The sequence below is a fragment of the Mesorhizobium sp. Mes31 genome (genome assembly GCF_024519675.1).
Classification (GTDB): Bacteria; Pseudomonadota; Alphaproteobacteria; order Rhizobiales; family Rhizobiaceae; genus Mesorhizobium.
Genome location: NZ_JALJRL010000001.1, coordinates 151,637 through 175,162, shown reverse-complemented (window position 1 = coordinate 175,162; position 23,526 = coordinate 151,637). Strand labels below are relative to the sequence as shown.

The 23,526-nt window shown below is 63.4% G+C and carries 22 protein-coding genes and 1 other RNA gene; 11 read left to right on the top strand and 12 right to left on the bottom strand.

All coding sequences use genetic code 11. The features are described 5' to 3' along the window. Nucleotides 1-166: 166 nt before the first annotated feature. Entirely contained in the window at nucleotides 167-1,306 is a 1,140-nt protein-coding gene (locus NR193_RS00785; RefSeq protein WP_256748995.1) for a hypothetical protein, read from the top strand. 126 nt (nucleotides 1,307-1,432) lie between these two features. Here NR193_RS00785 and NR193_RS00780 read toward each other — a convergent pair whose 3' ends face one another. Continuing rightward, nucleotides 1,433-3,034, bottom strand: coding sequence for a cisplatin damage response ATP-dependent DNA ligase (locus NR193_RS00780; protein ID WP_256748994.1), 1,602 nt, complete (start codon nucleotides 3,032-3,034; stop codon nucleotides 1,433-1,435). Nucleotides 3,035-3,038: 4 nt separating this feature from the next. After that, a complete protein-coding gene (locus tag NR193_RS00775) occupies nucleotides 3,039-4,046 on the bottom strand; it encodes a ligase-associated DNA damage response exonuclease (RefSeq protein WP_256748993.1) in 1,008 nt (335 codons plus the stop codon). Between the two features lie 107 nt (nucleotides 4,047-4,153). On the opposite strand from NR193_RS00775, the gene NR193_RS00770 reads away from it, so the two are divergent. Together NR193_RS00770 and NR193_RS00765 are read left to right on the top strand one after the other, a co-directional pair. Further along, complete coding sequence (locus NR193_RS00770; RefSeq protein ID WP_256748992.1) at nucleotides 4,154-5,071, top strand: class I SAM-dependent methyltransferase; 918 nt, start codon at nucleotides 4,154-4,156, stop codon at nucleotides 5,069-5,071. A gap of 184 nt (nucleotides 5,072-5,255) precedes the next feature. Continuing rightward, nucleotides 5,256-5,552 carry a hypothetical protein gene (locus NR193_RS00765; RefSeq protein ID WP_256748991.1) on the top strand — a complete coding sequence of 99 codons (297 nt, stop codon included), beginning with the start codon at nucleotides 5,256-5,258 and terminating at the stop codon, nucleotides 5,550-5,552. Between the two features lie 44 nt (nucleotides 5,553-5,596). On the opposite strand, the gene NR193_RS00760 is transcribed toward NR193_RS00765, so the two are convergent. The 7 genes from NR193_RS00760 to NR193_RS00730 all read right to left on the bottom strand — a co-directional run bounded on the left by NR193_RS00760 (nucleotide 5,597) and on the right by NR193_RS00730 (nucleotide 15,074). Next, the gene (locus NR193_RS00760) at nucleotides 5,597-6,538 is read right to left on the bottom strand and encodes a glyoxylate/hydroxypyruvate reductase A (protein ID WP_256748990.1); all 942 of its coding nucleotides are present in this window, start codon (nucleotides 6,536-6,538) and stop codon (nucleotides 5,597-5,599) included. A gap of 28 nt (nucleotides 6,539-6,566) precedes the next feature. After that, complete coding sequence (locus NR193_RS00755; protein WP_256748989.1) at nucleotides 6,567-8,198, bottom strand: ABC transporter ATP-binding protein; 1,632 nt, start codon at nucleotides 8,196-8,198, stop codon at nucleotides 6,567-6,569. Beyond that, nucleotides 8,195-9,340, bottom strand: a complete 1,146-nt coding sequence (locus tag NR193_RS00750; protein ID WP_256748988.1) for an ABC transporter permease — start codon at nucleotides 9,338-9,340, stop codon at nucleotides 8,195-8,197. The genes NR193_RS00755 and NR193_RS00750 overlap by 4 nt, the downstream gene beginning before the upstream one ends. Continuing rightward, complete coding sequence (locus NR193_RS00745) at nucleotides 9,340-10,434, bottom strand: microcin C ABC transporter permease YejB (protein ID WP_256748987.1); 1,095 nt, start codon at nucleotides 10,432-10,434, stop codon at nucleotides 9,340-9,342. Before NR193_RS00745 ends, NR193_RS00750 begins: the two co-directional genes overlap by 1 nt. Before the next feature lie 30 nt (nucleotides 10,435-10,464). Further along, complete coding sequence (locus NR193_RS00740) at nucleotides 10,465-12,333, bottom strand: extracellular solute-binding protein (protein ID WP_256748986.1); 1,869 nt, start codon at nucleotides 12,331-12,333, stop codon at nucleotides 10,465-10,467. Then, complete coding sequence (locus NR193_RS00735; protein ID WP_256748985.1) at nucleotides 12,333-14,210, bottom strand: extracellular solute-binding protein; 1,878 nt, start codon at nucleotides 14,208-14,210, stop codon at nucleotides 12,333-12,335. Before NR193_RS00735 ends, NR193_RS00740 begins: the two co-directional genes overlap by 1 nt. 168 nt (nucleotides 14,211-14,378) lie before the next feature. After that, on the bottom strand, nucleotides 14,379-15,074 hold the full coding sequence (locus tag NR193_RS00730) for a cytochrome c family protein (protein WP_256748984.1): 696 nt from the start codon (nucleotides 15,072-15,074) through the stop codon (nucleotides 14,379-14,381). Between the two features lie 193 nt (nucleotides 15,075-15,267). Between NR193_RS00730 and NR193_RS00725 the strand changes: the two genes are divergently transcribed. Together NR193_RS00725 and NR193_RS00720 are read left to right on the top strand one after the other, a co-directional pair. Continuing rightward, nucleotides 15,268-15,996 (top strand): 3-deoxy-manno-octulosonate cytidylyltransferase, encoded by a 729-nt coding sequence (locus tag NR193_RS00725; protein WP_256748983.1) that lies wholly within the window; start codon nucleotides 15,268-15,270, stop codon nucleotides 15,994-15,996. Nucleotides 15,997-16,042: 46 nt separating this feature from the next. Beyond that, complete coding sequence (locus NR193_RS00720) at nucleotides 16,043-16,906, top strand: prephenate dehydratase (protein ID WP_256748982.1); 864 nt, start codon at nucleotides 16,043-16,045, stop codon at nucleotides 16,904-16,906. A gap of 56 nt (nucleotides 16,907-16,962) precedes the next feature. On the opposite strand, the gene NR193_RS00715 is transcribed toward NR193_RS00720, so the two are convergent. The 3 genes from NR193_RS00715 to NR193_RS00705 are packed head-to-tail and all read right to left on the bottom strand — an operon-like array spanning nucleotide 16,963 to nucleotide 18,720. Beyond that, nucleotides 16,963-17,268 carry a Dabb family protein gene (locus tag NR193_RS00715; RefSeq protein ID WP_256748981.1) on the bottom strand — a complete coding sequence of 102 codons (306 nt, stop codon included), beginning with the start codon at nucleotides 17,266-17,268 and terminating at the stop codon, nucleotides 16,963-16,965. A 37-nt stretch (nucleotides 17,269-17,305) separates the two neighbouring features. Beyond that, a complete protein-coding gene (gene nudC, locus NR193_RS00710) occupies nucleotides 17,306-18,247 on the bottom strand; it encodes an NAD(+) diphosphatase (RefSeq protein WP_256748980.1) in 942 nt (313 codons plus the stop codon). Between the two features lie 53 nt (nucleotides 18,248-18,300). Beyond that, nucleotides 18,301-18,720 (bottom strand): HIT family protein, encoded by a 420-nt coding sequence (locus NR193_RS00705; RefSeq protein WP_256748979.1) that lies wholly within the window; start codon nucleotides 18,718-18,720, stop codon nucleotides 18,301-18,303. Between the two features lie 155 nt (nucleotides 18,721-18,875). Here NR193_RS00705 and ffs point away from each other — a divergent pair. The 6 genes from ffs (at nucleotide 18,876) to recR (ending at nucleotide 23,503) form a co-directional block, all read left to right on the top strand. Next, nucleotides 18,876-18,972, top strand: an RNA gene (gene ffs, locus NR193_RS00700) — signal recognition particle sRNA small type. A 105-nt stretch (nucleotides 18,973-19,077) separates the two neighbouring features. Further along, nucleotides 19,078-20,898, top strand: a complete 1,821-nt coding sequence (locus tag NR193_RS00695) for a DNA polymerase III subunit gamma/tau (RefSeq protein ID WP_256748978.1) — start codon at nucleotides 19,078-19,080, stop codon at nucleotides 20,896-20,898. Nucleotides 20,899-20,928: 30 nt separating this feature from the next. Next, entirely contained in the window at nucleotides 20,929-21,252 is a 324-nt protein-coding gene (locus NR193_RS00690) for a YbaB/EbfC family nucleoid-associated protein (RefSeq protein WP_256748977.1), read from the top strand. Nucleotides 21,253-21,271: 19 nt separating this feature from the next. Continuing rightward, nucleotides 21,272-21,679, top strand: coding sequence for a hypothetical protein (locus tag NR193_RS00685; RefSeq protein WP_256748976.1), 408 nt, complete (start codon nucleotides 21,272-21,274; stop codon nucleotides 21,677-21,679). A gap of 133 nt (nucleotides 21,680-21,812) precedes the next feature. Next, nucleotides 21,813-22,808 carry a cell wall hydrolase gene (locus NR193_RS00680; protein ID WP_256748975.1) on the top strand — a complete coding sequence of 332 codons (996 nt, stop codon included), beginning with the start codon at nucleotides 21,813-21,815 and terminating at the stop codon, nucleotides 22,806-22,808. An 89-nt stretch (nucleotides 22,809-22,897) separates the two neighbouring features. Continuing rightward, nucleotides 22,898-23,503 (top strand): recombination mediator RecR, encoded by a 606-nt coding sequence (gene recR / locus NR193_RS00675; RefSeq protein ID WP_256748974.1) that lies wholly within the window; start codon nucleotides 22,898-22,900, stop codon nucleotides 23,501-23,503. The last annotated feature ends 23 nt before the right edge of the window (nucleotides 23,504-23,526 follow it).

Genomic DNA, 23,526 nt, shown 5'->3' with positions numbered 1-23,526 from the left:
CAGGCGCGGGAAAATAGATGAAACATGCTGATTTCGTTATCGGAACACTGCCGGAATGGACTTTGCACACCTCGACAAGGCAGAATGCACCGCTCGCCCGTTGATTGATTGGTCGCCTGCGGCTAACGATCATGGCAAGGTTGGGCAAACGTGCAGAGGGACCCGCTTGGACGCGATCGAAAAAGCGATCCGGAACGCCTTGGAGAAGGGCAATGCCGAGGACCGCGCGTTCCGCGAAAAGGTCTATCGATCGGCTTTCGCCGCGCTGGACCGCGCGCTCCAGGCCAATCCTGGTGTAACAGTTGAACTCGCCATCAATCGCCGCAAGTCGATACAGGCGAAGATCACCGAAATCGAATCCGAGTTCCTGCCGGCGGTGCCGGATGTCGCGCCGGGGGGCGAAGCCCCGGCGGTCGAGCTTGCGGCCGATGCCGCACCCACGGTCGAGGCTGGCCAGGCAGCGCCATCGCCCGTTGTCGACGGACCTGTGCAATCCGGCTCCGATGCGCCGCACTCGCGCGTGCTGCCGGTCGTTCCCGACATCATGCCCGCGCCGGGTCTTCCTGCCGCGCCGGCCATCGACATGTCGGCTCCGGCCTCCGCGCAAGCCGCGGCCGAAGTGGCGCCCGATCGCGATGAACGGCGCATAAGGGGGCGTCGCCTGCCGCTGACCGCCATCTTCCTCGGCGTGACGCTGCTTGCCGCAATTGGCATCGGCCTGTTTTTCGCCATGCAGACCGGCGTGTTCAAGACGCCGGCGCAACTCGATACTGCGCCTCCGCAAGCACCGCCGACAGTCGAGGACGACGATTTCACGCCGGCCGATGGCGAAACCGGACCGGCAAAGCCGGGTGCGGCGGACCAGTCGCGTGATTGGATCAATGTCTTCTCGCCGACCGACCCGACGCATGTCAGCGCCCCGTCGGATGCCAAGGCCGAGGTGATGAAGGACGACACCGGGTCGTTCCTGCGCATCCAGTCCGGCGCCTCCGGTTCGGCGATCAGCTTCGATGTCGGGCAAGGCGTGCTGGAGAAGCTCGCCGGCAAGCATGCCGTGTTCGACATCATCGCCCGCTCCGAAGACGGCAAGGAGACGCAGATGTCCGTCGACTGCAATTTCGGCGAACTCGGCGACTGCGGCCGCAAGCGCTATGCGGTCGGCCAGCAGCAGAACGAATATCTGTTCGACGTGAAGTTTCCCGACAAGCACCCGGGCTCGGCGGGCACGATCGCCATCAATTCCGACTTCGACAAGCAGGGCAAGGCGGCGGACATCTACGAGATCCGCGTTTCGGTCGAGCCGTAAGAGCATCCGGTGCCGGACGAAGTGGCCTGGAGCATGATCCCGAAAAGTGGAATCCGGTTTTCGGGAAAGATCATGCTCAAACAAAGAGATAGAGCCCCATCCCGATTCCATCGGGATGGAACAGGCTCAGCGATCGAGCAGTGCCTGCAGCGTCTCGATGCGGTCCGCCTCGTTGGCCGGCTTGTCCCAGCGCAGCCGTGAAATGCGGGGGAAGCGCATGGCGACGCCGGATTTGTGGCGGGTCGAGCGGTTGAGCCCCTCGAAGGCGACTTCCAGCACCAGGCCGTTGTCGCGGTCGGCCCGCACCGAGCGCACCGGTCCGAAGCGTTCGACCGTGTTGTCTCGGACATATTTGTCGATCTGCTTCAGCTCCTCGTCGGTAAAGCCGAAATAGGCCTTGCCGACCGGCACCAGTTCCTCCTCGCCTTCGCCGCCGGACCAGACGCCGAACGTGTAGTCCGAGTAGAAGCTCGAGCGCTTGCCGTGGCCGCGTTGGGCGTACATCAGCACCGCATCCACCGTGTGCGGATCGCGTTTCCACTTGAACCAGGGACCTTTCGGCCGGCCGGCGACATAAGGTGAGTCCCAGCGCTTCAGCATCACGCCTTCGATGACCGGGTGCGGCGGCGCCCGGCGCAGGTCCTCCAGCGCTTGCCAATCCTCGAACTGGACGAACGGCGAAAGATCGAAGCGGCTCGGATCGAGTGTCTGCACGAAGGTTTCGAGACGGCCGCGCCGCTCGCGAAACGGCAAGGCACGCAAATCCTCGGCGCCGACCTGCAGCAAATCGTAGCAGCGCATGAACGCCGGGTATTGCTGCTGCATCTTTGCGGTCACCGTCTTGCGGTTCAACCTCTGCTGCAAATCGGAGAAGGTCCCCGTCGCCTCTCGGGGATCGCCGACCAGCAGTTCGCCGTCGAGGACAGCGGAAAAATGCATGGCGTCGGCGAGGTCTGGAAAGGCGCCGGAGACATCGTCGCCGGTGCGCGAATAGAGCCGGCGACTGCCGCCTTCGGCTGCCGCCTGGACACGGATGCCGTCCCATTTCCACTCGGCCGCATAGTCCGCGGGGTCAAGCTTTTCGAGATCGCCATCGCCGACCGGGTTCGACAGCATCACCGGCCTGAACAGCGCCATCGCCGTGCTTTGTGGTTTCTCGGCCTTGCCTTCCAGCCACGCGAACAGTGCCGTGTAAGGCGGCGACAGTCCGTGCCAGAGCTCCTCGATCTCGGCGACATCGACCTTGCCGAAATCCGCCAGCGCCTGCTTGGCAAGCCGCGCCGATACGCCGATACGCAGGCCCCCGGTGACCAGCTTGATAATGGCAAAGCGCGCCGAGATGCCGGCGCTGTCGAGCAGCCCGGCCAGCACCTTCGGTCCGTCGGAGCGGCTTGCCGCCTGCAGTTTCGCCACGACCTCGCCCAGCGTCGGCTCACGGTTCGGAATGTGTCCGGGCGATTGCGGCCAGACCAGCGACACCGTTTCGGCGAGATCGCCGACATAGTCGTAGGAATAGCCGAACAGCACCGGGTCCATGCGTTCGGTGACCAAAGCACGCAGCATCGCCGGCTTGACCGCGGCTATGTTGAGGTCACCGGTGATGGCGGCCAGCGCCAGGCCGCGGTCGGGATCCTCGACGCTGCGGAAATAGTCGGTCAGCAAGGTCAGCTTGCCGTTGCGCGACGGCGTCAGCACCAGGCGGTCGAGAAGCTCGGCGAAGCGGTTCATGCCTTCAATCGCCCTCGTCCTCATAGCCGACAAGGTGCAGTGGCCGGGCGGCTATGCCTTCGAGCTCGCACCAGCGCACCAACGCTTCCTCGCGGCCATGCGTCACCCAGATCTCCTCGGCTCCGGTCTCCTTGATGGTGCCGGTCAGCTCGTCCCAGTCGGCGTGGTCCGAGATGATCAGCGGTAGTTCGACGCCGCCTTGCTTGGCGCGCTGGCGGATGCGCATCCAGCCCGACGCGAAGCACGAGATCGGATCGGGAAAACGCCGCGCCCAGCGGTCGGCGAAGGCCGATGGCGGGCCAACGACGATGGCGCCCGCGAAATCTTGCTTGCCGCCCTCCACCGTTGCCGGTTCGAGCGTCCCGAGGTCGATGCCCTGGCCCTGGTAATACTCGCTGAGTTTCGCTAGCGCGCCATGGATGTAGATCGGCCTGTCATAGCCGGCGTCGCGCAGCAGCCGCATCACCCGCTGCGCCTTGCCGAGCGCGTAGGCGCCGACCAGATGCGAGCGCTCGGGAAACTGCGCCGCCGACTTCAGCAGGCGCGCGATTTCCTCGGTGTCGGGCGGATGGCGGAACACCGGCAGGCCGAAGGTTGCTTCGGTGATGAACACGTCGCACGGGATCGGCTCGAATGGCCGACACGTCGCGTCCCTCTGCCGCTTGTAGTCGCCGGAGGCAACGATGCGCGTGCCCTGGTGCTCGACGGCGATCTGCGCCGAGCCCAGCACATGGCCGGCCGGGTGGAAGCTGACGCTGACGCCGTCGAGGACAATCGTCTCGCCGAGCCGTGCTGCTTGCGTCGTGTCGGCAAAGTGCTCGCCGTAGCGCAGGCCCATGATGTCGAGCGTCTGCTGCGTCGCCAGCACCGAGCGGTGGCCGGAACGCGCATGGTCGGAATGGCCGTGCGTAATCAGCGCCCGGTTGACCGGCCGCACCGGGTCGATGAAGAAATCGCCCGGCGGGCAATAGAGGCCTTCGGGCCGGGGATGGAGCAGGTCGCTGGCGCGCATGTTTCTCCAAGATAGGATATAATTCCGCCACGGGAAGCCTGTTGTCAGAGACTGCTGACTCCCGCATACAGCATCGCCGGCTGCATTTGCCGACAGGACCCATCGCCATGAAACCGCTACAGGCCTCGTCCGGCGACTTGAACGCCGATCGCCGCGCCGATTATGCCGAGATGCTGTGTGCGGATGGCGATCATGCGGCTGCGGCCGAATTGCTGCTCGGCGCGCTGGAGCTGACGCCGCAATGGGCGATGGGCTGGTTTCGCCTCGGCGAAATGCAGCAGGCGGCGGGTGCGCCGGATCTGGCTGCGCAGGCATGGACGATGTCGCTGCAGCTCGATCCGACGGATCGTCAGGGTGCCGCATTGAACCTGCAATTGATCGGCAAGGCGCCGGCAACTGACGCGCTCCCCAGTGCCTTCGTCGAGACGCTGTTCGACCACTATGCCGAAAGCTTCGATGAATCGCTGGTCGAGAAGCTGGGTTACCGGCTGCCGCAGTTGCTCGATCAGGCCATCCAAACGGCAAGGCCGGGCCGCTTCCCGCTGGCGCTCGACCTTGGCTGCGGCACCGGCCTGATGGGGCAAAGGCTGCGGCCGATCGTCGATCGGCTGGAGGGCTACGACATTTCGGCCAGGATGCTGAAGCAGGCGCGGGCCAAGGGGGTCTACGATTTCCTGGGCAAGGCCGATTTGCGGGATTTTTCCTATGCCGGCCCGAGAGCCGAACTGGTGACGGTGGCCGATGTCTTCATCTATGTCGGCGCGCTGGACGGCGTGGTGAAAACGGTTGCCGGCTTGCTGACCGGGGATGGCCTGTTCGCCTTTTCCGTCGAGAGGCTGGCCGGCAATGGCGATTTCGTGTTGCTGCCATCGCGTCGCTACGCGCATTCGCAACATCATGTGCGTGAAGTGCTGGCTGCCAACGGGTTTACGGTCCTGTCGCTGGAAACAACCGTGATCCGGCAGGATCGCCGGGAACCGGTCGAAGGGCTGGTCGTTGTGGCGGGCAGGCTGCCGGCAGGTTGAATGCAAATCCTGTTTCGTCGTCCTCACAGACAGCGGTGCTGCGAAAAAGTCTGATTTGCGTGCGCGACTGATATTTGCGATCTGGTCGCATCAGGGCGGGATATCAGGAGGAGCATATCGGATGCGCTGGAACATGATTGTCTTGGCATCTTGCCTGGCCACCGCCGGCTGCGTGGGCAATTCGATGTCCGAGAGGCAGGACGCCAACATACAGTCCTCCCTGCAGTATGACAGCGTCCCCTGCGACCAGTTGCTCGCGCAGCGCAACGGTTTGGCGCAGCAATACCATCTGTCGACCGAAGCCAAGCCGACATTCTCCAACCCGGCGATGGGCTTTGGCCCGTTCACGCCGGACATGCGCTCCAAGGCCAAGCGCGATGCCGACCAGGCGACCGGCGAGATCGATGCCATGAACCGGTCGATCGACCGCCGCGACTGCGGCCAGCCGGACAAGCAGAAGAAGTTGGCGCTGCCGGGTTAGAGCATGACCCCGAAAAGTGGAATCCGGTTTTCGGACGCGGCGCTCTAATACCCCGCTTTGCGGTCCACCAGATTGTCGAGCTTTTCGCCCCGTTCGAAAGCATCCATCTGGCGCAGCATGATCGGCGCCAGGTGGACAGGGTCGGAGGTCGCGGCCGTGTGTGGCGTCACGAACACCTTGGGATGGCTCCACAACGGACTGGTCTTCGGCAGCGGTTCGACCTCGAACACGTCCAGACTGGCTTCCTTCAGCGTGCCGTCATCCAGCGCCCGCAAAATGTCGGCGTCCTTCTGCAGGCGTCCGCGTCCGGCATTGATCAGCACCGAGCCGCCAAGACCGTTGCGTTTCCTCAACTCCTTCAGCACCCCATAGTTGATGATGCCACGGGTGTCTGGGGTCAGTGGCAGCAGCACCACCAGAATATCGGTCGCCTTGAGGAAAGGTATCAATCCGGCCTCGCCGGAATAGGTCGCAACCCCATCCATCGGTCGGTCGCTGCGCGACCAGCCATTGACGGCAAAGCCGAGCGACAAAAGCACCGAGGCAGCGGCGCGGCCGAGATTGCCGAGCCCCATGATGCCGACGGAAATGTCGCCGGCCGGCCTCTGCTGCGGCTCATGCCAGATCTTCTTCGGCTGCTGCGATCGGTAGAGCAGACCCTGGCGATGGTGATCGAGCACCCGCCAGACGACATATTCGGTCATGTACTGGGTAAGGTTGTCGGCGACGACCTTGACGATCGGCACATCGGGCAGGCCAGGATCGGCGAAGATATGGTCGACACCGGCACCGATCGAGAAGATGGCGCGCAGATTGGGCAGCGACGCCAGAATGTTCGGCTTCTGCTTCCACACCACGGCATAGGTGATCGAGGGGTCCTTGGCGCCATCCGGCTCCAGCACCACCTCGCGTTCCGCCGACAACAGCTCGCGCCAGCGCTGCGGATGAAAGCCGGTGACGGCAAGCAGGATACGGCCTTTTTCCATCGCGATCTTCTAGTCCTCTTTACGCAAATCACTGGCTGACGATGCCGACCGGTGCCGTCTCTATCTTGAAGGCGGCCGAGATCAACGCCCGAGTATAGTCGGTTTGCGGATTTCCAAAAATCTGCTCGGAAGGGCCGGCTTCGACGATCTTGCCATTGCGCATGACGATGACGTCATTGGCCAGCGCCCGGATGACCTTGAGATCGTGGCTGATGAAGAGATAGGCGAGGTCGTGCTTGGCCTGCAGGCTGCGCAACAGGTCGACGACCTGCGCCTGCACGCTCATGTCCAGCGCCGACGTCGGCTCGTCCAGCATGACGAAGCGCGGGTTGAGCACCATGGCGCGCGCGATGGCGACACGCTGGCGCTGGCCGCCGGAAAACTCGTGCGGATAGCGGTTGCGTGTCGCCGGATCGAGGCCGACCTCGTTCAGCACGGCGGCTACCTTGTCGTCGCGCTGGTCGGGCGACAGCTTCGGCTCGTGGATCTTCAGGCCTTCCTCGATGATCTCGGCGATCGACATGCGCGGGCTGAGCGAGCCGAACGGGTCCTGGAAGACGATCTGCAACTCGCGCCTGAGCGGCCGCATGGCATTGAAGGACAATTGGTTGATGTCGTGCCCGTTGAACTGGATGGTCCCGGTCGACGAGATCATGCGCGCCAGCGCCAGGCCGAGCGTCGTCTTGCCCGAGCCCGACTCGCCCACCACCCCGAGCGTCTGGCCGGCACGCACGGTGACATCGATGCCGTCGACCGCCTTCACATTGTCGACTGTGCGGCGGAAAAAACCCTGCTTGATCGGGAACCAGACCCTGATGTCCTTGCCCGTCATCACCGGCTTGGCGGCGGCATTGGCCGCCGGCGGCTTGCCTTTCGGCTCGGCCGCCAGCAGATGCCGCGTATAGGCATGCCGCGGATTGGCGAAGATCTCCTTGGTCGGTCCGGTCTCGACGATCTTGCCCTTCGTCATCACGCAGACCCGGTCGGCAATCTTGCGGACGATGCCGAGATCGTGGGTGATGAACAGCATCGACATGCCCTTGCGGCTCTTCAGGCCGGCCAGCAGTTCGAGGATCTGCGCCTGCACGGTGACGTCGAGCGCCGTCGTCGGCTCGTCGGCGATCAGCAGTTCGGGTTCGTTGGCCAGCGCCATGGCGATCATCACGCGCTGGCGCTGACCACCCGACAGCTGGTGCGGATAGGCATCGAGCCGCTTCTGCGGATCGCGAATGCCGACCTCGTTGAGCAGTTCCAGCGTACGCGCCTTGGCCGGGCGGTCGGCCATGCCCTGATGCAGCTTCAGGATCTCGACGATCTGATGCTCGATCGTGTGCAGCGGATTGAGCGAGGTCATCGGCTCCTGGAAGATCATGGTGATCTTGTTGCCGCGCACCCGCCGCAACTGCTTCTCGCCCATGGCAAGCAAGTCGGCACCTTGGAACAGGATCTTTCCCGAGGGGTGGCTGGCGCTCGGATAGGGCAAGAGCTTCAGCACCGACAGTGCCGACACCGATTTGCCGGAGCCGGATTCGCCGACGAGCGCCACTGTCTCTCCCTTGGCGATGTCGAAGGAGATGTGGTCGACCGCCATCGACTGGTTGCCGCCCTGGCCGAAGGCGACGCTGAGGTCTTGTACACTGAGCAGGGGGGCCTCGCTCATCGGAACGTCTTGCGCGGATCGAAGGCGTCGCGCGTCGCCTCGCCGACGAAAACCAGCAGCGACAGCATCAGCGAAATGACGACGAAACCGGAAATGCCGAGCCAGGGCGCGTTGAGGTTGCGCTGCGCCTGCTTGAGCAGCTCGCCGAGCGAGGCGGAGCCGGGCGGCAGGCCAAAGCCGAGATAGTCGAGCGAGGTCAGCGTCGAGATCGAGCCGCTGAGCAGGAACGGCAGGAAGGTCAATGTCGCCACCATGGCGTTGGGCAGGAGGTGCCGGAACATGATGGTCAGGTTGGGCACGCCGAGCGCCCGGGCCGCGTTGACATACTCGAAGTTGCGGGCGCGCAGGAACTCGGCCCGCACCACGCCGACCAGCGCCACCCAGGAGAACAGAAGCATCAGTCCGAGCAGGATGAAGAAGCCCGGCGGCAGGATGGCGGCGACGATCAGCAGGAGATAGAGCACCGGGATCGCCGACCAGATTTCGATGAAGCGCTGGAACAGCAGATCGGTCCAGCCGCCGAAATAGCCTTGCACGGCGCCCGCCGCGACGCCGATCAATGCCGAGCCGGCGGTCAGGATCAGGCCGAACAGCACTGAAATGCGGAAGCCGTAGATGACACGCGCCAGCACGTCGCGCGCCTGGTCGTCAGTGCCAAGCCAGTTCCAGTTGCCGACGACGCAGGCCGGGTCGGCCGCGCCTTGCGGGTACTGGTTGCAGCGTGTCTTGGCGTCATACTCCCAGGACGGCCTGGCCGGGGCGGCTTCCGGAATGGCGTTGTTGACGGTCTGGTAGGAGTAGCGCACCGGCGGCCAGATCATCCAGCCATTGGCGTTGATCTCGTCCTGGATCACCGGGTCGCGGTAGTCGGTGACGGCATAGAAGCCGCCGAACTTTTCCTCGGGGTAGGCGACCAGCACCGGAAACAGGATCTCGCCCTTGTAGGAAGCGATGATCGGTTTGTCGTTGGCGATGAATTCGGCAAACAGCGACAGCACGAACAGGACGAGGAAGATCCACAGCGACCAGAAACCGCGCCGGTTGGCTTTGAAGTTCTGCAGGCGGCGCTTGTTGAGCGGCGACAGGAAGGGCCGCTTGATCCGCGCGGGCGCCGTCTCCGCAGTGGCGCTGGCCTCCGACATCAGACGTCTCTCCGCTCGAAATCGATGCGCGGATCGACCCAGGTGTAGAGCAGGTCGGACAGCAATCCGACGAACAGGCCGAGAAGCGAGAAGATGTAGAGATTGGCGAACACCACGGGATAGTCGCGTTCGACCACCGACCGGAAACCGAGCAGGCCGAGGCCATCGAGCGAAAAGATGTTCTCGATCAGCAGCGAGCCGGTGAAGAAGGCCGAGATGAAGGCGCCTGGAAAACCGGCGATGACGATCAGCATGGCATTGCGGAAGACGTGGCCGTAGAGCACCTGCCGTTCCGACAGGCCCTTGGCGCGCGCGGTGACCACGTACTGCTTGCGGATTTCTTCCAGGAACGAGTTCTTGGTCAACAGCGTCGTGGTGGCGAAGGCCGACAGTACCAGCGCCGTCAGCGGCAAGGTCATGTGCCAGAAATAGTCGACGATCTTGCCCGACCAGGACAGTTGGTCCCAATTGTCGGAAGTCAGGCCGCGCAACGGAAACCAGTCCCAGAAGGACCCGCCGGCAAACAGCACCATCAGCATGATGCCGAACAGGAAGCCCGGGATGGCATAGCCGACAATGACGACGCCGCTGGTCCAGACGTCGAACGGACTGCCGTCCTTGACCGCCTTGCGGATGCCGAGCGGGATCGAGATCATGTAGGAGAGAAGCGTGATCCACAGCCCGATCGAAATCGACACCGGCATTTTTTCCAGGATCAGGTCGAGCACCGAGATGTCGCGGAAATAGCTGTCGCCGAAATCGAAGCGGGCGTAGTTCCACAGCATCATGCCGAAGCGCTCGAGCGGTGGCTTGTCGAAGCCGAACTGCTTTTCCAGCTTCTTGATGAATTCCGGATCGAGGCCCTGCGCGCCGCGATATTTCGAACCGACGTCGCCGGCGACATCCAAATTGCCGCCGCCCACGTCGCCACCGCCGCCACCGAGGCGATCGCTGCCGCCCTGGTTGGTCAGTTTGGCGATGACCTGCTCGACCGGACCGCCGGGCGCGAACTGGATGACGGCGAAGGATATCGCCATGATGCCGAACAGGGTCGGGATCATCAAAAGGATGCGGCGCAGGATATAGGCGCCCATCAGGCTTTCTGCCCTCGTTGGACTGATATCTCAGCCTTTGCCAATTTTTGCCGCCTTGCCCTTATCGAACCACCACAGCGCCTCGACCGGAAAGCCGAAATCGGGCTTCTGTTCGGGGAAGCCGAACATGTCCCAATAGGCGCTTCGGTGATTCGCCAGGAACCAACTAGGAATCCAATCGCGCCGCGCGCGCAAGACCCGGTCAAGCGCCCGCATCGTCACGGTCAGGCTTTCACGATCCTTTGCGGCGCCCACGGCATCGATCAGCGTGTCGATCGCGGGGTCTGCGACGCCCGGCAAATTGCGCGAGCCGGAGACGTTGGCAGTGCTCGAGTGGAAGAAGACTTCAAGATCGTCGCGCGTCGGCGTCGCGCTGAACGAGAAGGCGGCCGACAGCAGATCGAAATCGAACGTTGCTTGTCTGGACTGATACTGCGCCGAATCCACCAGCCGGATGGTGGCGTCGATGCCGATCGCCTTCATGTTGGCGACCCAGGGCGAATAGATCTGCACGAAGGTGTCGTCATCGACCATGAACTCGGCCGAAAGCCTGCTGCCCTTGTCGTTGACGACAAAGTCGCCCGACCGTTTCCAGCCCGCCGCGGCCAGAAGCTTTGCCGCCTGGCCAAGCAGTTTGCGGTCGCGGCCGGAGCCGTCGGAGGCGGGTTGCGTCACAGCCTCGCCGAAGACTTCCGCCGGAAGCTGGCTGCGCAGCGGCTCCAGCAGGGCCAGCTCTTCCGGCGAAGGCGGCCCTTCGGCGCGAAAGGCCGATTTCTCGAAGCAGGATTGCGAGCGTTCGTAGGAGCCGTAGAAGAAATTGCGCCGCGTCCACTCGAAGTCGAAGCACAGTGCGATCGCCTGCCGCACCCGCGCGTCGCGAAACTGTTCGCGTCGTTGATTGACCGCGGTCCCCTGCATGGCGGGCTTCTTTTCAGCCGGAAATTCGTGCTTGACCACTTTGCCGGCCGTGAGCGCGGGGAAGTCGTAGGCGGTGGCCCAGACGCGCGAGGTGAATTCTTCGCGATAGGTGATCTCGCCCTTCTTGAAGGCTTCGAAACCGGCCGTGCGATTCTGATAGAACTCGATGCGGATGACGTCGAAATTGTTCAGGCCACGATTGACCGGGAGGTCGCGTCCCCAATAGTTCGCCACACGCTCATATTCGATCCATGCGCCGGCCGAGAAGCTCCTGACCTTGTAGGCGCCGGAGCCAAGCGGCGGGTTCATTTGCGAACTGTCGAACGGGTTTGCCGTGTAGAAGGCCCTCGACAGGATCGGGAACTGCACGATGTTGAGAACGGTGCGGGCGGATTGCTTGCCGGAAAAAGTCAGCCGCAGCGTGCGGTCGTCCACGGCAACGGCGTCGACCATATGCGTCAACGACAGCGACAGGTCGGGGTGGCCCTTGTCCTTGTAGAGCTTGAAGGTGAAGGCGGCGTCTTGTGCCGTCAACGGCGAGCCGTCATGGAAGCGCGCCTGCGGACGAAGCGAAAAGGTGAAGCCGTTGCGGTCGTCCGACAGCGTTACACTGTCGGCGATCTCGCCATAGACAGCGTCCGGCTCATCGAGCGCTGATACCATCAGCGCATCGAAACACATCTCCATGCGCGGCGGCGCGTCGCCCTTGTTGGCGAAGGAATTGAGCGTGTTGAAGGTCTGCGTGTCCTGGTTGTAGCCCCAGTTCGGAGGGGCGAAATTGAAAATGCCGCCAGTCGGTGCGTCGACATTGACATAGTCGAAATGTGTGAAATCCGGTTTGTATTTGAGGTCGCCGAAGGCAGACAGGCCGTGCAGCTTGGTGCCGGTCGCGATGTTGGCGAAGGCCCGGCCGGGCAAAAGCACGGCGGCCGCGGCGGCGCCGCCCAATGCCAGGAAATCGCGGCGGGGCAGGGCCGCCATCAATTGCTGCCCTTGTATTTGGCCGCCAGCGCTTTCTCCTTGTCCGGGTCGATCCACCAGGAGTCGATATCGGCACCGACATAAGCAGGCTGCTTGTCGGGGAAGCCGAATTTGTTCCAATAGGCCAGCCAGACTGCGGACCGATGATATTGTGGCACGACGTAGAAGTTCCACAGCAGGACGCGGTCGAGCGCGTGGGTAGCGGCGACAAGGTCATCGCGGTCGGTGGCGAAGATGATGCGGTCGACCAGTGCGTCGACGATCGGGTCCTTGATGCCCATCAGATTGCGCGAACCAGGCGCGTCGGCGGCCTTCGAGCTCCAGAAATCGCGTTGCTCGTTGCCGGGCGAATCCGACTGGCCGAACAGGCCCGTGACGACATCGAAATCGAAATTGTTGACGCGGTTGATATACTGGGTCTGGTCGATGATGCGCAAAGTGGCGGCGACACCGATCTTGCGCAGATTGGCGATGTAGGGGCTTGCGATCACCTGATCTGTGTCGTTCCAGCCGAGGATCTCGAACTTGAACGGCGCGCCGGTCTTGGCATTGACCATCTTGCCACCTTTGATGACCCAGCCGGCCTTGGCGAAGAGATCGACCGCCTGCTTCAGGTACTTCCGTTCCGCTTGCGGCGAATCGTAGACGGGCAGCTTGAATTCCTGGGTGAAGAGTTCGGGCGGCAGCTTGTCGCGATACTTTTCCAGGATCTCCAGTTCCTTGCCTTGCGGCAATCCGCTCGACGCCAGGTTTGTGCCCTGGAAATAGCTGGATGTGCGGGTGTTGAAGCCGAAGAACAGGGTGCGGTTCATGCTCTCGAAATCGAAGGGGATGGTCAGCGCCTCCCGCACCAGGCGGTCCTGGAACAGCGACCGCCGCTGGTTGAGGACGAAGCCCTGCATTGGTTGTGGCGACTGGGTCTGGAAGTCCTTCTTGACGACGTCGCCAGTCTGGAATGCCGGGAAATTATAGGCCGTCGCCCATTTGCGCGAGCTGTACTCCCGGTGGATGTCTTCCAGCCCACCCTTGGTGAAGGCCAGCCAGGCGGCGTTGTCATCGAGGATATAGGTGTAGCGCCGCTTATCGAAATTCTCGCGACCGATCTTTACCGGCAGCTTGGCCGCCCAGTAGTCCGGCACGCGTTGCCAGATGATTTCCGAGCCCGGCTTGAAGCTGGCGATCTTGTAGGCGGCCGAACCGAGCGGGATTTCCAGCGTCGGCTTGGTTACGTCGCGCTTTTTGCCGCTGGCATCGGTGCCCTCCCACCAGTGTTTCGGCAGCACGGCGAGATCGCCGATGATCTTGGGCAGTTCGCGGTTGCCCTTCTGGCTGAAATGGAACTCGACCTCGCGGTCGGAGACGGCCACCGCGTCGGTGACATTCTCGAAATAGCGGCTGTATTGCGGGCTGTTGGCCTTCAGCACCTGGAACGACCAGATCACGTCATCGACGGTGATCGGCTGGCCGTCGTGCCATTTCGCGCGCGGGTCGAGCCGGTAGGTCGCCGAGGAATAGTCGGCCGGATATTTGTAGGCGTCGGCGATCAGCGGATGGCTCGTGCTGCCTTCGTCGGTGGCCTGCTCCATCAGCGTGTCGTAGAGCAGGCCACCGCCGAACCCGACAAGGCCCGCCGCTGGCGACCCCTGGACGACATAGGGGTTGAAACTGTCGAAGGTGCCGAGCACCACCGAATTCAGCGTGCCGCCCTTGGGCGCATCGGGGTTGACGTAGTCGTAGTGCTGGAAATTGTCGCCGTATTTGGACTCGCCGATCAGCGATGAGGTGGTGCGCCATTCGTCGGCACGGGTGGTCTGCAATCCCGCCGCCAGGAGGGCTGCCGCCAGCAACGACTTGAGAAGCGTTCGGCCAACCGTCATGCACTATCCTCTTCGCGATGCCTGTCCCGGATCAGTCCAGAAGGCAATCTAGATGATTTGGCGCTCGTGAAAACCGCCATGCGCGGCTTTGTCGCCGCATATGCGTTTTTCCTAACGAAAAAGCCGGGCTGAACCCGGCTTTTTCAAGATCGTCGAAATGATATCTGTTTATTGGGCAGGCGCCGGTGCCGGTGCGGCCGGAGCCGGTGCAGCGGCTGGCGCCGCCGGCTTCGCCGGGGCCGCAGCATCAGCCGGCTTTGCCGGGGCGGCTGCCTCAGCGGGCTTGGCGGGCGCCGTTGCGTCGGCGGCGGCCCCTGGCGCCGGCAGCGGCTTGGGACTGTCCGACAAGGTGCGCAGATAGGCGATGACGTTGGCGCGATCCTCGTCCTTGGGCAGGCCGGCGAAGCCCATGGCCGTGCCTTTCACGAATTTCTTCGGCGAGGTGATGAAGTGGTTGATGTTGTCGTAGGTCCACTTCTCGGTGCCGCCCTTGGAGAATTCCTTCATGCCGGCCGAATAGGCGAAGCCTGCATGTTCGGCGACGGGGCGGTCGACGAGGTCCCACAGATCGGGGCCGACCTTGTTCGGGCCGCCCTTTTCACCGGAATGGCAGGCCTGGCATTTCTTGAAGACCGCCGCACCCGCTTCGACATTGGCGGTCGCCAGCAGGTCGGCGATCGGCTTGGCTTCGGCAGCCGGAGCGGCCGGGCCGCCTTCGGCGGGCTCGGCGGCTTCGATGGCGAAACCGGGCTTTTCCGGGGGCGGCGAGGCAAACAGCGCATTGGACACAAGGCCGACCGAGAACACCACGAAAACGGTTCCGAGCAATCCGGCGAGCAGCTTGTTGACTTCGTTGGAATCCATACGCCCCTTGCTCCCTTTTCCGGCGGACCGAACCGTCCACTCCGTCCGTCGGTATCGAGACCGGCCCTCCAGAGCCGGTCAAATCGGGCGGAAACTAGGTCTTTTGCTCGGGCGTTGCAACACCTATAAGGGCGCTTCCAGTGAGACCTTTTGCCACTTTTCCCTTCCACTTTTGAGACGCCTGGCACTTGCGATGTCCACGTTGATCCTGATCCCAGCCCGCATGGCCTCGACGCGCCTGCCGGGCAAGCCGCTGGCTGACATCGCGGGCGCGCCGATGATCGTCCATGTCGCCCGCCGCGCCGCAGAGGCCGGGCTCGGCCGGGTGGTGGTGGCGACCGACACGCAAAGCGTGGCGGAAGCGGTACGCGCGCATGGTTTCGAGGCCGTGATGACGCGCATGGACCACGAATCGGGTTCCGACCGCATCTTCGAAGCGCTGACGATCCTCGATCCTGCAAGAAAGGTCGAAACGATCGTCAACGTGCAGGGCGACCTGCCGACCATCGATCCCGATATAATCGGCGCTTCGCTCAGGCCTTTCGAGAACGCGGCCGTGGATATCGCCACGCTCGGCGTCGAGATCGTCCGCGACGAGGAAAAGACCAACCCGAACGTCGTCAAGATCGTCGGTTCGCCGCTCTCCGCCACGCGGCTGAGGGCGCTTTATTTCACCCGCGCCACCGCGCCATGGGGCGAAGGGCCGCTCTATCATCATGTCGGCCTCTATGCCTACCGCCGCGCCGCGCTCGAGCGTTTCGTCGCGCTGAAGCCGTCGCAGCTCGAACGCCGCGAGCGGCTGGAACAGCTGCGGGCGCTGGAGGCCGGCATGCGCATCGATGCCGAGATCGTGCGTTCGCTGCCGCTCGGCGTCGACACGCCCGAAGACCTCGAACGCGCCAGAACCATCCTTTCGACCTGAGAAATCCTTTCGAACCCGAGACCCCCCTTGAATCGAGACTTGGCCCATGCCTGAAAAGACCAACAGAATATCGTTCCAGGGCGAGCCTGGCGCCAATTCCGACACCGCCTCCCGCAACGTCTATCCCACGATGGAGCCGTTGCCGTGCCCGACCTTCGAGGATGCGTTCAATGCCGTCGAGACCGGCAAGGCCGATCTCGCCATGATCCCGATCGAGAACACCATTGCCGGGCGCGTCGCCGACATCCATCACCTTTTGCCGGAATCGAAGCTGCACATCGTCGGCGAATATTTCCTGCCGATCCATTTCCAGCTGATGGTGCTGCCGGGCGTCAAGCGCGACGAGATCAAGACCGTGCACAGCCATATCCACGCGCTTGGCCAGTGCCGCAAATACATCCGCAAGAACGGCTGGAAGGCGATCGTCGCTGGCGACACGGCTGGCGCCGCCAAGCTGGTCTCCGAGGTCAGGGACCGCACGATGGCCGCTCTGGCGCCGGCACTGGCCGCGACGCTCTACGGGCTCGACATCATCGAGGAGAATGTCGAGGACACCGACAGCAACGTCACCCGCTTCGTCGTTCTGACTAAGAACAAGCAGTGGGCCGAACGCCCCTCGGCCGACGCCAAGATGATGACGACCTTCATCTTCCGCGTCCGCAACGTGCCGGCCGCGCTCTACAAGGCGATGGGCGGCTTCGCCACCAACGGCATCAACATGACCAAGCTGGAGAGCTACCAGCTGGGAGCTTTCACGGCGACGCTGTTTTACGCCGACATCGAGGGCCATCCCGACGATCCGCTGGTCAAGCTGGCGCTGGACGAGCTTCGCTTCTTCTCGCGCGAGGTGCGGATCCTTGGCGTCTATCCGGCCAGCGAGTCGCGTGAGCAGTGGAAGGTGGCGGACTAGTTCCTATTGAGCATGATCTCTTCCGAAAACCGGTTTCCACTTTTCGGGATCATGCTCTAAATCACCGCGCCGAGCGGCACGTAGTCGATTTCGAGAAATTTCTCGACTTCCGGAATCCAGCGATCGCGCACGAAGGCGACATGGTCGGGATGGTCGTTGTACCTCGTATAGGCGGCCTGGTCGGCGAACTCCATCGAGAAGCCGAACTGGTAGTCGTTCTTGGGGCTGACCTGCCGCAACTGTTCGAAATGCGTGACGCCCCGGATCGCCGAGAGAATTTTCCTGGCGTCGACGAGAAACCGCTTTTCCTCCAGCGAGTGTGGCGCATGCTTCAGCGTGAAGACGACGGTGTGACGGATCATTTGTCTCTCCTGGAATGTCTTTCAGTATTCGCGGGCATTATTCGGCGTCGACCCAGGCGCGGATAAGATGGTGCGCAATGGCGCCTTTCGGCGGCGTGATCAGATTGTCGGGATGTTCCCTGGCAAGCATCAGGCGCACTTCGTCGCGGGCAAACCAGCGGCAGTCTTCCAACTCGTTGAGGTCGGCCTGGATGTCTTCATTGAGCGGCTCGCCAAAGCAGCCGATCATCAGCGAATAGGGAAACGGCCAGGGCTGGCTGGCATGGTAGACGACACGGCCCAGCCTTATGCCGGCCTCCTCCAGCGTTTCGCGGCGCACCGCCGCCTCGATGGTCTCGCCCGGCTCGATGAAACCGGCAAGGGCCGAATACATGCCCGGCGCGAAATGCCGGCCGCGCCCAAGCAGGCATTTCTCCCGCGTCGTCGTCAGCATGATCGCCACCGGATCGGTGCGCGGAAAATGCTCGGTGCCGCAATTCGGGCAATGCCGCTTGTAGCCGCCCGCCCGCATCTGTGATTCGGTACCGCACTTGCTGCAGAAACGATGGCTTGCATGCCAGGCGAGCAGGGCGGCACCTTGCGCCATCGCGCCGGCGGCCGCTTCATCGATCAGCCCTTGCATGTAGACCGAGCGGTAATCGATCGCCTTGATGGTTTCGGGCAGCTGTTCGGCATCGACGCCGGCCGGAACGGCCAGCACGGGTCCTTGTTCGGAAAAGCCGAGCAGGACGCCGCCGGCAAGCGAAACCTTGAAGGGCTGGCTCTCGGCGGCGCCGAACCAGGGGTCGGGACTGCTGTTCCCGAGCTTCAGGTAGAGCCGGCCGCCATTCATCAAAAGCAGCCGCGTCGTCGGATCGGCCAGCGCCTGGTCGACCGAATCGTCGGCGCGGTTCTCGGACTGCCGGTCGATCGTGTTGCCGGCAAAACCGACGAACTGGCTCGGCTCGCGCAAGGGCGCGTCAAACAGGCGAAAGCTCATGTGGACTCTGGTGTTTTGGGATGGACATGTTTTGGGATGAACACAGGGAAGGCTTATAGCGCCGCCCTTATCGTTTCGGCAAACCGGCGCAGATCGGAACGCTTGTAGGGATCGCGCAGGCCGTGCCCCCACACCGGGCCGGGCCAACCGGGATCGCCTTCCGAACGTGCGATGACATGGATGTGCAACTGGCGCACGATGTTGCCAAGCGCGCCGGTGTTGATCTTGGTGCAGCCGGTCGCCTTCTTCAGCGCTTGCGCCACCATATTGGTCTCGAAGGTCAGCATTGCCTGGTCGAGCGGCGTCATGTCGTGAATTTCCTCCGCGCCCGGCCGCTGCGGCACAAGCAGCAGCCATGGCCAGCGGCGATCGTTCATCACCCGCAATTCGCACAGCCCAAGCCACATCAACTGCTCGCTGTCCGCCTCCAGCCGGGCATCCAGCGTGAATCCGGCCTTCAGGCCCGGCAGCATCGGCGTTTCCCTTACGTTTCGTGTTTTTTTCGAACTCATAAACGCTAGAGCGGCGGCACAGGGGCTGCAAGCGAATCATTATGCCCCTCACGGTTTGGTGTGCCAATTCGCCTGCGCACTTGCATTTCATCGCCGAATTGCCGATATGGGAAGCGGGAGGTTGGTGGTGGACGATCCACTCGCCAACCGGGTCAGGTCCGGAAGGAAGCAGCCCTAACGAGCCCGGAACGGGTCATTGTTCCAGCCTCCCACCTCATCGGCCCCTCTCGCGACATTGACGACGCATTGCAGCGCGAGCGAGACTATGCGCAGGAATCGGCCGCCTTCGGGCGCGGCCATTTGGAGCTTTACGGGCGAATGAGCGAAGCCGGAAATTCGGGACCAGAAAGCCTGGAGAATGGCAAGGCCGTCGCCTATCGCGTGCTGGCGCGCAAGTACCGTCCTTCGAACTTCTCCGAACTGGTCGGCCAGGAGCCGATGGTGCGTACCCTCACCAACGCCTTTGCCACCGGCCGCATAGCCCAGGCGTGGATGCTGACCGGCGTGCGTGGTGTCGGCAAGACCACGACGGCGCGCATACTTGCGCGGGCCCTGAATTATAAAACCGCCGATATGGACCAGCCTTCGGTCGACCTTGCCGTGCTCGGCGAGCATTGCCAGGCAATCATGGAAGGTCGCCATGTCGATGTCATCGAGATGGACGCCGCCTCGCACACCGGCATCGACGATATCAGGGATATCATCGAGCGCGTGCGCTACGCACCGGTCTCGGCCCGCTACAAGGTCTACATCATCGACGAAGTGCACATGCTTTCCACGCAGGCCTTCAACGGCCTGCTGAAGACGCTGGAAGAGCCGCCGCCGCACGTCAAGTTCATCTTCGCAACCACCGAGATCCGCAAGGTTCCGATCACCGTCCTGTCGCGCTGCCAGCGTTTTGACTTGAGGCGCATCGATGCCGGCGCGCTGGTCGCCCACCTCTCCTCGATTTCGGCCAAGGAAGGCATTTCGGTCGACGATGACGCGCTGGCGATGATCGCGCGCGCCGCCGAAGGCTCGGCCCGTGATTCGCTCTCCATCCTCGACCAGGCGATCGCGCACGGCGCCGGCTCCGTCAGTGCCGATGCCGTACGGGCGATGCTGGGGCTCGCCGACCGCGCCCGCATCGTCGACCTGTTCGAACATGTGATGAAGGGCGACGTGGCGGCGGCATTGGCCGAGTTCCGCACGCAATACGACACCGGCGCCGATCCGGCCGCCGTGCTGACCGATCTTGCCGAGTTCAACCACCTCGTCACCCGGCTGCGTTTCGTGCCGACGGCAATCGAGGATGCTTCGCTGTCCGAGGGCGAGCGGCAGCGCGGTGCCGATTTCGCCAGGACGCTGTCGGTCAGGGTGCTGTCGCGGACATGGCAGATGCTGCTCAAGGGCATTCCCGAGGTGCAGTCTTCCAACCGGCCGGTCAGTGCCGCCGAGATGGTGCTGATCCGGCTGGCGCACGCCGCCGACCTGCCGACGCTGGACGAGGCGTTGAGATCGCTCGAGGGCGCGGCACCGGTTCAAAATGGCGCGCCGCGCCCGAATGGAGCGCCAGCAGGTTCCGGCAATGGCAATGGCGGCGGCAGCGCGGTGGCGCAGACGCGCATGCCTGCCGGACCAGGCGGTGCGCAGACCATGCGGCTGGTCGAGGCCGCGCCTGCTCCCGTCGCCTTCGTCGCGCCCCCGCAACCGGTGCTGGAGACGCAGCAGGTACCGCTGAAATCGCTGGCCGACATCGTTGCTCTTGCCGACGCGCAGCGTGACATCGCCTTCAAGGTGTTGGTCAAGAGCTGCATCCGTCTCGTGCGTATCGAGCCCGGCCGTATCGATGTCGGCCTGACCAGCGACGCCCCCAAGATGCTGCTCAACGACCTGACGACGAAGTTGCGCGCCTGGACCGGGCGCAACTGGCTGGTCTCGCTGTCGAAGGAGGAGGGCGGCCAGACCCTCGCCGAAATGGAATCGACCAAGCGCGAGAACGCCTTCCTCGATGCCAAGAGCGACCCGACCGTCGCCGCCATCCTGGCGCGCTTTCCCGGTGCGAAGATCATCGACGTGCGCATACCCGACGCGCCGGAAGCCGAGACGGCTGAAGCCGATGTGCCGGTCGAACCGCCGGCGGATGACGACGAGACCTGATCCCAGCAAATATTCGCAAAGGACCCGACCATGAAAGATCTTCTCGGCCTGATGGGCAAGGCGAAGGAAATGCAGGCCAAGTTCCAGGCCATGCAGGACGAGATCGCCACGCTGGAAGCATCCGGCCAGGCCGGCGGCGGCCTGGTCAACGTGACGCTGACCGGAAAATTCGAGATGAAGTCGCTGAAGATCGACCGGTCCTTGTTCAAGGAGGACGATGTCGAGATCCTGGAGGACCTGATTCTCGCCGCCCACAATGACGCCAAGACCAAGGTCGAGCAGATCATGCAGGAAAAGACCAAGGCGCTGACCGCCGGACTGCCGATCCCGCCAGGAATGAAACTGCCCTTCTAGCGTTCAGTGGCGGTATGCCATGATCGAAGAGCCGTCCGAAAGACTGATCGAGCAGCGTATCCGCAACCGGATCTACGAGATTCTGGAAATCCTGGCCGATTGCGATGCGGGCGTCGATCTCGTCGGCATCAAGGGTTATTTCGATCTGTTCGAGGATTTCGTGCATCGCCCGTCGATCGAGGCCGGCACGTCGGCGCTTTCTCGGGACGAACGCGCGATCGTGCTGGAGATCGCTGAACTCCTCGAGGCGGCCTGCGAGACAAATTCGGACTTCACCAAGGCTGAGTTCATCGAAAGCGATTGGCCGGGAAAGATCGCCCCGACGGCCAGGAACGCGCGGGCGTTGTTCCTCGACAGAGGGCTGTTTTCCGAGAAAGTCGAAGAAGTCGAGCCTGGCCAGCCAGCCGCCGTGCCGGCCGCGCGGTAGCCGGGAAAAACCGTGCATTTGTGCCCATTTGGCAACAGTGCCTCATTAATAACGTTTTAGCCATCATTTTGCCTGAAAGTGTCTCATTCTTGCCGCAGCCTGGGGGCGGGCATCGAAGTGAGAGGGTTACCTGTTGATTGCCACGCGATGGAAGACGCCGCTGTTGCTCGGCGTCGTTACGTCTCCCCTGTTCTTGGCCGCTTGCAGTCAGACCACCTCGCACGGCATGTCCGTCGCAAGCCTGACTGACGCCATAACGCCGAGTTTCCTGAGCTCGCGGGCCTACAGCCACACGCCGAAGGACAAGGAATGCCTGGAGAGGGCGATGTTCTTCGAGTCCAACCGGTCGAGCCGCGACGGCATGATCGCGGTCGGCACGGTGGTGATGAACCGGCTGCGCTCCGGCAACCACGGCAGCACCATCTGCGAGGTGGTGGGCGAGCGCGGGCAGTTCGCGCCGGGCGTCATGACCCGGCCCATGAATTCGCGGGCGATGCCCGATGTCGAGGAAGCCGCCGACGCCGTGCTCAAGGGCGAGCGCAAGGCCAAGCTCAAGAACACGATGTATTTCCACACCGCCGGGCTGCGGTTCCCCTACAAGAACATGCACTACACCATGGTTGCCGGCGGCAATGCCTTCTACGAGAAGCGCGGCCGCAACTGGCAGCCGCTGCCGGATGAGCCGACGGTCGCCATCGCCTCGGCCCAAACACCAGCCCCCGTCCCGGCCGTGCTTGTCGCTTCCGCGGAGCCGGCGCGTCCGGCCAAGACGTCTGTCCGTACCGCTCCGGCGCAACAGGCCTTTATGACTGCCTCGGTCGAACCGGCACATCAGCCCAAGACGGCGACCGCTCGCACCGCCCCTGCCCAGCAGACCTACGTGACCGCATCCGCGGCGCCGACGGCAAAGTCGGCGCGCGTCTCGGCCAAGCCGATAGTGGTGGCGATGCAGGAGCCGATGGAAGAACCCGATGCCGCCCGTTTTGGCGGAACGTTGAACAAAAGGGTCATCAGCTCGGTCCAGAACGCGCCGCAGGAGGCTTCGATGGGGTTCCAGTCGACGCCGGACGACACCGACGCCATCGGCGCGATGATCGTCAGCCAGAGCCGGCCGCTCGAAGCCAACTGATCCGCACCCCAGGGTCCGCCAGAGCAATATGGCGGGTCTTGCCGACTCTGGATGTTCCAAAGCGCTCTGAAAAATCCTAGATCAGAGCGATGTCCAAGCGAATCGCCGGTCCCGAGATCGAACGCCTGATCCAGCTCCTGGCCAAGGTGCCGGGGTTGGGTCCCCGTTCGGCCAGGCGCGCCGCACTTCATCTGATCAAGAAGAAGGAGCAGCTGTTGTCGCCGCTCGCCGCCGCCATGGGCGAGGCGGCCGAAAAGGTGCGCATCTGCTCGACCTGCGGCAATGTCGATACGTCGGACCCCTGCATGATCTGCACCGATCCGCGCCGTGACGCCGCTACCATCATCGTCGTCGAGGACGTCTCCGACCTGTGGGCGCTCGAACGGGCGGCGGCGATGAATGTGCGCTACCACGTGCTCGGCGGCACGCTGTCGCCGCTCGACGGCATCGGCCCCGACCAGCTCAACATCCGCTCGCTGATCGACCGCGTCGCCGGCGGCGAGGTCAAGGAGGTCATCATCGCCGTCAACGCGACGGTGGAGGGCCAGACGACCGCGCACTACCTCACAGACCAGCTGTCCGGTCTCGACATCAAGGTGACGCGGCTCGCGCATGGCGTGCCGGTTGGTGGTGAACTCGACTATCTCGACGAGGGCACGCTGGCCGCGGCACTGCGCTCGCGGACGGCGTTTTGACGCAATTGGCGAGCAGGGGATGC

Excerpts from the sequence above, each read along its gene's own strand:
- NR193_RS00780 (WP_256748994.1), bottom strand. The coding sequence starts at position 3,034 with ATGAACCGCTTCGCCGAGCTTCTCGACCGCCTGGTGCTGACGCCGTCG.
- NR193_RS00775 (WP_256748993.1), bottom strand. The coding sequence starts at position 4,046 with ATGCGCGCCAGCGACCTGCTCCATCCCCGGCCCGAAGGCCTCTATTGC.
- NR193_RS00770 (WP_256748992.1), top strand. The coding sequence starts at position 4,154 with ATGAAACCGCTACAGGCCTCGTCCGGCGACTTGAACGCCGATCGCCGC.
- NR193_RS00765 (WP_256748991.1), top strand. The coding sequence starts at position 5,256 with ATGTCCGAGAGGCAGGACGCCAACATACAGTCCTCCCTGCAGTATGAC.
- NR193_RS00760 (WP_256748990.1), bottom strand. The coding sequence starts at position 6,538 with ATGGAAAAAGGCCGTATCCTGCTTGCCGTCACCGGCTTTCATCCGCAG.
- NR193_RS00755 (WP_256748989.1), bottom strand. The coding sequence starts at position 8,198 with ATGAGCGAGGCCCCCCTGCTCAGTGTACAAGACCTCAGCGTCGCCTTC.
- NR193_RS00750 (WP_256748988.1), bottom strand. The coding sequence starts at position 9,340 with ATGTCGGAGGCCAGCGCCACTGCGGAGACGGCGCCCGCGCGGATCAAG.
- NR193_RS00745 (WP_256748987.1), bottom strand. The coding sequence starts at position 10,434 with ATGGGCGCCTATATCCTGCGCCGCATCCTTTTGATGATCCCGACCCTG.
- NR193_RS00740 (WP_256748986.1), bottom strand. The coding sequence starts at position 12,333 with ATGGCGGCCCTGCCCCGCCGCGATTTCCTGGCATTGGGCGGCGCCGCC.
- NR193_RS00735 (WP_256748985.1), bottom strand. The coding sequence starts at position 14,210 with ATGACGGTTGGCCGAACGCTTCTCAAGTCGTTGCTGGCGGCAGCCCTC.
- NR193_RS00730 (WP_256748984.1), bottom strand. The coding sequence starts at position 15,074 with ATGGATTCCAACGAAGTCAACAAGCTGCTCGCCGGATTGCTCGGAACC.
- NR193_RS00725 (WP_256748983.1), top strand. The coding sequence starts at position 15,268 with ATGTCCACGTTGATCCTGATCCCAGCCCGCATGGCCTCGACGCGCCTG.
- NR193_RS00720 (WP_256748982.1), top strand. The coding sequence starts at position 16,043 with ATGCCTGAAAAGACCAACAGAATATCGTTCCAGGGCGAGCCTGGCGCC.
- NR193_RS00715 (WP_256748981.1), bottom strand. The coding sequence starts at position 17,268 with ATGATCCGTCACACCGTCGTCTTCACGCTGAAGCATGCGCCACACTCG.
- nudC (WP_256748980.1), bottom strand. The coding sequence starts at position 18,247 with ATGAGCTTTCGCCTGTTTGACGCGCCCTTGCGCGAGCCGAGCCAGTTC.
- NR193_RS00705 (WP_256748979.1), bottom strand. The coding sequence starts at position 18,720 with ATGCTGCCGGGCCTGAAGGCCGGATTCACGCTGGATGCCCGGCTGGAG.
- NR193_RS00695 (WP_256748978.1), top strand. The coding sequence starts at position 19,078 with ATGAGCGAAGCCGGAAATTCGGGACCAGAAAGCCTGGAGAATGGCAAG.
- NR193_RS00690 (WP_256748977.1), top strand. The coding sequence starts at position 20,929 with ATGAAAGATCTTCTCGGCCTGATGGGCAAGGCGAAGGAAATGCAGGCC.
- NR193_RS00685 (WP_256748976.1), top strand. The coding sequence starts at position 21,272 with ATGATCGAAGAGCCGTCCGAAAGACTGATCGAGCAGCGTATCCGCAAC.
- recR (WP_256748974.1), top strand. The coding sequence starts at position 22,898 with ATGTCCAAGCGAATCGCCGGTCCCGAGATCGAACGCCTGATCCAGCTC.